Origin of the sequence: Antarctobacter sp. (genome assembly GCF_034670325.1) — a bacterium.
Lineage (GTDB): Bacteria > Pseudomonadota > Alphaproteobacteria > Rhodobacterales > Rhodobacteraceae > Antarctobacter.
Window position 1 is genome coordinate 576,866 of sequence record NZ_JAXMNR010000002.1, and the last position, 6,566, is coordinate 583,431.

Annotated in this window: 5 protein-coding genes and 1 pseudogene; 4 read left to right on the forward strand and 2 right to left on the reverse strand. The window is 63.5% G+C overall.

Going from position 1 to position 6,566, the window contains the following annotated elements:
- The first annotated feature begins 1 nt into the window (after position 1).
- The 4 genes from VOI21_RS07945 to VOI21_RS07960 all read left to right on the forward strand — a co-directional run bounded on the left by VOI21_RS07945 (position 2) and on the right by VOI21_RS07960 (position 5,346).
- A complete protein-coding gene (locus VOI21_RS07945; protein WP_323769254.1) occupies positions 2-1,831 on the forward strand; it encodes a caspase family protein in 1,830 nt (609 codons plus the stop codon).
- Between the two features lie 36 nt (positions 1,832-1,867).
- The gene (locus tag VOI21_RS07950) at positions 1,868-3,298 is read left to right on the forward strand and encodes a hypothetical protein (protein WP_323769255.1); all 1,431 of its coding nucleotides are present in this window, start codon (positions 1,868-1,870) and stop codon (positions 3,296-3,298) included.
- Between the two features lie 178 nt (positions 3,299-3,476).
- The gene (locus VOI21_RS07955; RefSeq protein WP_323769256.1) at positions 3,477-3,776 is read left to right on the forward strand and encodes a hypothetical protein; all 300 of its coding nucleotides are present in this window, start codon (positions 3,477-3,479) and stop codon (positions 3,774-3,776) included.
- 25 nt (positions 3,777-3,801) lie between these two features.
- Positions 3,802-5,346, forward strand: a complete 1,545-nt coding sequence (locus VOI21_RS07960) for a methyl-accepting chemotaxis protein (protein WP_323769257.1) — start codon at positions 3,802-3,804, stop codon at positions 5,344-5,346.
- Between the two features lie 163 nt (positions 5,347-5,509).
- Here the strand turns inward: VOI21_RS07960 and VOI21_RS07965 are convergent, their stop codons facing one another.
- Positions 5,510-6,280 carry a formylglycine-generating enzyme family protein gene (locus VOI21_RS07965; protein ID WP_323769258.1) on the reverse strand — a complete coding sequence of 257 codons (771 nt, stop codon included), beginning with the start codon at positions 6,278-6,280 and terminating at the stop codon, positions 5,510-5,512.
- Between the two features lie 20 nt (positions 6,281-6,300).
- Positions 6,301-6,566, reverse strand: a pseudogene (locus tag VOI21_RS07970) (nitrite reductase, copper-containing); the annotation flags it as partial.

A 6,566-nucleotide genomic window follows, 5' to 3' on the forward strand; every position in this document is an offset into this window, starting at 1 on the left:
GATGACACGCAGTTCGCTTCTGATCCGGTTCGCCCTTGGCCTTGCTCTGGCGGGAGGACTCCCCGCCTTCGCGGTCAACGCCGAAGACGCAGCGCCCATTGTGCTGGAGGGGCATCAGGGTGCCATTGACGCGGCGGTTTTCAGCCCGGACGGAGTGCATGTCCTGACCGGCAGCGCCGATTATTCCGCGCAACTCTGGGAGGTCTCCGGCGGTCGTGGCCTTGGCATACTGGAAGGTCATGAACACCGCGTCAGCGCCGTTGCTTTCAGTCCGGACGGCACCCGCGCCCTGACCGCCAGCGCCGATGGCTCCGCGCGGGTCTGGGATCTGGCCAACGGGCAGGAAATCCTCAAACTGGTCCACGAAGGGGGCCGGTTCACCTCCGCCGCCTATAGTCCGAACGGACGGCAGGCCGTGACCGGTGGCAACGACGGCGTGGCACGTCTGTGGGATCTGCGCAGTGGTGCTCAGCTACGCCAGTTCACCGGCCATGCCGAGGCGATCACCTCACTTGTGCTCAGCCCCGATGGCAGCCGCCTGCTGACTGGCAGTACCGACCGCACGGCCCGTCTGTGGGATGTGGCCAGCGGCGAACAGATCCGCACCTTCGAAGGCCATTCTGCGCTGATCCTGTCGGTCGCGTTTTCACCCGATGGCAGCCGGATCGTCACGGCAAGCTGGGATAAGACTGCCCGCATCTGGGAAGTGGCGACCGGCAAGGTCCTGCGCGAACTGCCCGGTCACGATGCCGCCGTGCGCGCCGCCGATTTCAGCCCCGACGGCGCACTGATCGTCACCGGCGAATGGAACCGCGCCGCCTATCTGTGGAATGCCGACACCGGCGAGGAACTGCGCGCCTTCAAGGGGCACGCAGCCTCTATCGACGCGGTGGATTTTGCCCCCGACGGGCGCAGCCTGCTGACCGCCAGTTGGGACGGCACCGTGCGGCTGTGGTCGCTGCCAGAAACGCTCTGGCCCGACCTGCCCGAACGACAGCCGGTCATCGCCGCCCCCCCGCCGCCGCCGGAAACCAAAGCACCCCGCGTTGTGGTGGCGCATCCAAAGATGCTGGTCCTGATCATCGGCAACCGCACCTATGCCGAGGCCCCGCCCGTGGCCTATGCCCATAACGATGCCGAGGCGTTTGCCGACTATTTCCGCGACATTCTGGGCGTTCTGGATGAGAACATCATCGTCGAAAAGGACCTGAACTCTATCGGTATGGCCCGCTATTTCGGCACCGATGAGGTCCCCGATGGCCGCCTTGCCCGGCGCGCGCGCTTTGTCGATGAGATCGTGGTGATATACTCTGGTCACGGCGTTCCGGTCTTTCACGAAGAAGGCCTGCCCAGCGGCTACCTGCTGCCTGTCGACGTGCCCGCGGCAGAGCCGGGATATGGTGCCTATCCGCTCGACATGCTGATCCGTCAGCTCGAAGCGCTGCCGGTCAAATCTGTCACCGTGCTGCTGGACGCCTGTTTCTCGGGGCTCTCTACCCAAGGCAGCCTTGTGCCCGGCGTCTCGGGCGCGTTTGGCGTGGCTATTGCCCCTCCGCAGGAAAAGGCCAAGGTCTCGGTCCTGACGGCCACCGATTTCCGCACACCGCAGTTTGCCCATTGGCTGGATGACAAGCGTCATGGTGCCTTTACCTACTATACGCTTGAGGGCCTGCGCGGCGCGGCGGATGGCGATGGCGACGGGCGCATCCATCTTAGCGAGCTGCGCGATCATGTGGATGAAAAGCTGGCCCAGCAAGACCTGCGCCAGTCACCCAGCCTGCTGCCGGGAAGCGAAGACACGGTGCTGTTCGAATACGCGCCGGAAGACTGAGCCATGAGAGTTTGCGCATCCCGGGCCGCAACGGCCGTGTTTTTCACCGTCCTGGTGCTTTTGTCGCTGCCCAACGTCGCGATGGCGCAGGCCGAGGCGGCGCTTGGCGCGCAGCTTTGCGCCGCCGCCGAGGGGGAGATCCCGGCGGGCAGCCGCATCGCACTGGCCCCGCCCCCTGCCGCTCGGACTCCGCTGCCCGTGACCGAGATCGAGGCAATCATGAGCCGGGCCGCGCAGGCCATGTGCGCCGACTGGCAAGACAAACCCCGCATCCTCGCTGGCAGCGCCGAGTTGCGCGCCGCGCTGGCCTTGGTGCTGAACCGGCAGGGCAACGAAGCATGGCAACAAGCGATCCAATCCACCGTCCGGCAAGAGGCCGACTATGTGCTGGTCGGTGAAACCGGGATCGCGGATCGCGAGGTGACGTTGCGCCTGACCTTGGTGGACCTTGCCGACGGTCGGGTGATCGTCAAGACATCGGATATCGCGCTTAGCGGGGTGACCCGGCAGGCGGGTGGCGACCCGCGCGCAGCCATAGGCGAGGCCATCGCCCGGTTTCTGGACATGCTGCCACGCGCCCGGGATGAGGTCACGGTTGGACCCTTTGTCAACGAAACCTCGGGGCTGGAAACGCCCGTGGGCCGCGCGCTTGCCGACATGGCGGTCGAGGCATGGCTCGATTCCGCAAACTCGATCACCGCGCTGTTGCGTGACGCCCCGCCCGCCCGCCTGCACCGTGGACCCGCGCCCGCCACCGGCTATGCCCTGTCCGGTACGGTCCGCTTGATCGACCGCGCACGGTTTCAGCTTGTACTGCGACTGTCACAGGACGGCGCGCTGCGGGCCACACGCACACTGGACCTGTCGTCTTTGCAGATGCCTGCGCATCTGCGCGCCCTTCTGGACCCTGCAAACCTGCACGTCGACACTGGGCTGGACGGGATTGCACGGGCCCTGTCCGAATTGGGGCGCAGTCAGCTGTCGCTTGTCGCGGGCGGGGGTCGCGGAGGGGTCTATCCGATCTGCCGCGCGACCGATGCCGCCCGCGTCCCGACCGAATGCGCCGACAGCCTGATCCAGATAACGCTCTATGCCGACCATTCCGGCGCGCTCACATGTTTCTCTCTCGACGAGAGCGGGCAATTCTACATCATGCTTCCGGCCCAATATGCCCCGGATACGCGGCTGGTTGCCGGTCAACCCCTGACCCTTCCCGACGACCTGCCGGTACTGCCGGGCGGTAACCGGGTCTATTGGCCCGCGGTGGGCGCGCCCTCGGAGACCCTGCTTGCCTGCCTGATCTACGCCGAGCTTTCGTCGGAAATGATGGAGGCTCTGGAGCAGATTGACGGGACACGCCTTGCCCCTGCCGACAGATTGGCCCTGCTGGCGATCCTGCGTGACGCAGTTCCGTTGGCGGCTTCTGCGTTGCGCGTTCAGATCACAGGGCAAATGCGTCTCAAGTGATATAAGTAGCTGAGATTGTTCACCCGTCTTGCCCGACGGGACGGTGTGGAAAGCCCGCTTTTTCGCAATCGTAACAGGGCTGGCGCGCTCAAGTTGACTAAATGTGCCGACAAATCGCCGGGCTAATTTACGAATTCACAACGGACGCGCCCTACCCACGGACATGGAAGGAATCCGAATGTCCGAACTGTCTTTCTCTTTGGCCGCCGCAGGTCTGGTCCTTTGTGCCCCGATGCTTCCGCTCGCCGCGAAAGAACCGCCTGCTGTCGGGTCGGTGGCGCTGGTGATTGCCTCGCCGCTGGGCATGGATGCCGCCCAGATCGCCGCACACGCCGATGTTCCGAAGGTCGGTCCAGTCCGCGCCGGACTGGGCGTTTTCGTCGAAATCACAAACGCGACAAGCATTGATCGCCTGCGCGCCTCCGGGGCGCTGTTTGTGGTTCCAGGCGATGCTTTGCTCGCGCTCTGCGCAAGCTGATGTCACAATAAATCAAAGGTTTGCCATGATGTCTGCCCTCAAACCAAAGTCATTGATGACCATGGGCGTAGAGATGATCTTTTGCGTCTGCCTCTTGCCGGTGCCGACCCTTGTGGCGCTCTTTCTGGTGCAGGATGCCCGCTGGGAGGTATACACGCTTGTCAGTCTGGCGCTGTTCGCCCTGCCGATTGCTCTCAAACGCGCTGGTCAAGGGGTCTATGATCTTGGCCTCGCGTTCAGCGTCGTGGCCCTTCCAATCGTAATTACCGCTGCACTGGCAGGGCACAAATGGCAGATCGATGCGCATATGCTGTTTTTCGTGGCCCTGGCGGTGGTCGCGACCTCCGGCAAACGCAGCGTGCTGATATTTGCAACCGCACTGGTGGCGCTACACCACCTGTCGCTCAGCGTTCTGGCCCCCATGATGGTCTACCCAAGCGCGGATCTGGTGACCAACCTGACCCGCACCGCAGTGCACGCGGCCATCGTGATCCTTGAATTCGCCGTCCTCATCGTCAATCTGGAATTCCGTCGCGCCTCCGACGCGGAGGCGCAACGCCAAAAAGAAGCGGCCGACCTACAGAACCAAGCAGCGCGGCAAGCCGAGATCAGCGCAACACAAAGCCGGGACTATGCCGAACAGGTTGTCTCGATCTTCGACGAAAAGTTTGCCGCCTTGTCCGAAGGTCGGCTGGATTGCGAAATCGACACTGAATTGCCCGAACAGTACGAACGGTTGCGCCGGAATTTCAACGCCACGGTCGAAACCCTGCGCCGCATCATCCACGAGGTCACCGCCGAAGCCTCCAGCATTCGGGACGGGGCGGATGAGATCACCCGCTCTTCGGATGACCTGTCGCGCCGTACCGAAAGTCAGGCAGCCACGCTGGAACAGACGGCCGCCGCAGTCGAGGAACTGACACAGTCAGTCAACTCTGCCGCCGACGGCGCGCGTAACGTAGAAAAGGCAATGCAACAGGCGCGCAGCCATGCCGAGGAAAGCAGCGGCAAGGTTGCCGCATCGGTCGACGCAATGCGCCAGATTGAGGAGTTCTCTTCAAGGATCGACCACATGATCGGTGCAATCGACGAAATCGCTCATCAAACCAGCCTTCTGGCGCTGAACGCAGGGGTTGAGGCCGCGCGTGCAGGCGAGGCCGGTCAGGGCTTTGCCGTAGTCGCCTCCGAAGTCCGCACACTTGCGCAACGCTCTGCCGGGTCCGCTGCCGAAATCAAAGAACTGATCTCCGAGAGCCGGATGCAGATCCAGGAAGGCGTCGAACTTGTTCGGCGCTCAGGAGAAGCGATGGGCATAATCGTCGATCAATTTGCCGAGGTTACAAAGATGATTTCCGGCATCGCGCAAGGGGCATCCGATCAGGCCGCCGCGCTGACCGAGGTCAACACCGCCGTCAGCCAACTGGACCGCGTCACCCAGCAAAACGCGGCCATGGTCGATGCCGCGACAGCCTCCGGTCAGGTGCTGAACACCAATGCGCAGACGCTTGCGCGGCTGGTGGGCCATTTCAAGACCGGTGACGGGCCACGCAACAAGGCTATTGCGGCCTGACTGCTTCGCCATTCACAACGCCCCGACCGAACCAAAGCAGAGATGAAAGAAGACCGAAGCGAAGAACGCGCAGCCTGATTCATCGTACATTTCGACCCGGTCCTTGCCTGTTTGGAACCGCAGACATCATGGCAGAATGCAAAGGCGCAGCCGTTCCAGATGATCAAAACGGCGCGTCGGATACAAGGCGCATGCCCAAATGCGCCGGCGGGGTGCCAACCGCGCATCCGCCGCGCGCCGGATCGCGTATCAGGTAGGACATCGCAGCCACATGCTCTCCTCCAACGAAATAGGCAGGGCAGCGGGCGGGGTCCACGCCGTCTTCGACACCGGCATAACACTCCTGTGTCCATTCCCAGACGCTGCCATCCAGATCTGCGATCCCTTCAGGGGAGGTCGCAAAGCTCCCCTGAGGCTTCAAGGCGCGCGGTGCCAGCCCTTCTGTGAGATATGCGGACGCCCATGTCAGCGTCGGGTCGGTAAAGATCGGGTCGGGCGCTTCAGGCAGGACCTCGCGCGCCATAAAAGCCCATTCCGACGCGGTTGGCAGGCGAAAGTCATGCCCGGTAAGGTCATTGATCCATAGCATATACTCGGTCACGTCAACATGGCTTAACCCTGTGGCCGGTGTCACAACAGGATCCATACCGGGGCGCGTCCGGAGCTGCAAAGAACACCCTCCCCCGTCATGGCAGGCATTCCATTCCGCCACGGTGACCTCGTGGCGCTGGACATACAACGCCGCCCCGCCGGGCAAGACCACCGGGGTTTGCACCATGTCGGGCCCCGGATGCGCAGCCTCCCCCTTTCCGTGCATCCAGGGCGCGACCCAGTGTGCGGCGCTGATAGCGGCGCTGAGGGCGACCACCGCCACGAGGACGCCCGTCAGGCGAAGGGATGTCCGTCCGGGTGTTCTGTGTGTGGCGGCTGTCATGGCGGGTCCTCTGGTTGGTGTCAGCTGGAGAAGGGTCTGGGGGCGACCACCTGTTCCATCAGGTCATTGTCCCACGTGCCTTCGACGATAAAGTGCGCGGTGGCCCCCAGCAGCGCGGCCTCGATCAGGTTGTGGTTCACGTAGGCATACACGCCCGGTTGCTCGAAGGTATACATCGCCGCCATCGCGGTGCCGCCGCGCACGAACCAGGTTTCCAGACCGGTCAGGGGCGCGTCGCTGAACGAGGTTTCCCAGACAAAGTTGCCGTGCCCGCCGATCAGGTGCG

Excerpts from the sequence above, each read along its gene's own strand:
- VOI21_RS07965 (WP_323769258.1), bottom strand. The coding sequence starts at position 6,280 with ATGACAGCCGCCACACACAGAACACCCGGACGGACATCCCTTCGCCTG.
- VOI21_RS07960 (WP_323769257.1), top strand. The coding sequence starts at position 3,802 with ATGATGTCTGCCCTCAAACCAAAGTCATTGATGACCATGGGCGTAGAG.
- VOI21_RS07945 (WP_323769254.1), top strand. The coding sequence starts at position 2 with ATGACACGCAGTTCGCTTCTGATCCGGTTCGCCCTTGGCCTTGCTCTG.
- VOI21_RS07955 (WP_323769256.1), top strand. The coding sequence starts at position 3,477 with ATGTCCGAACTGTCTTTCTCTTTGGCCGCCGCAGGTCTGGTCCTTTGT.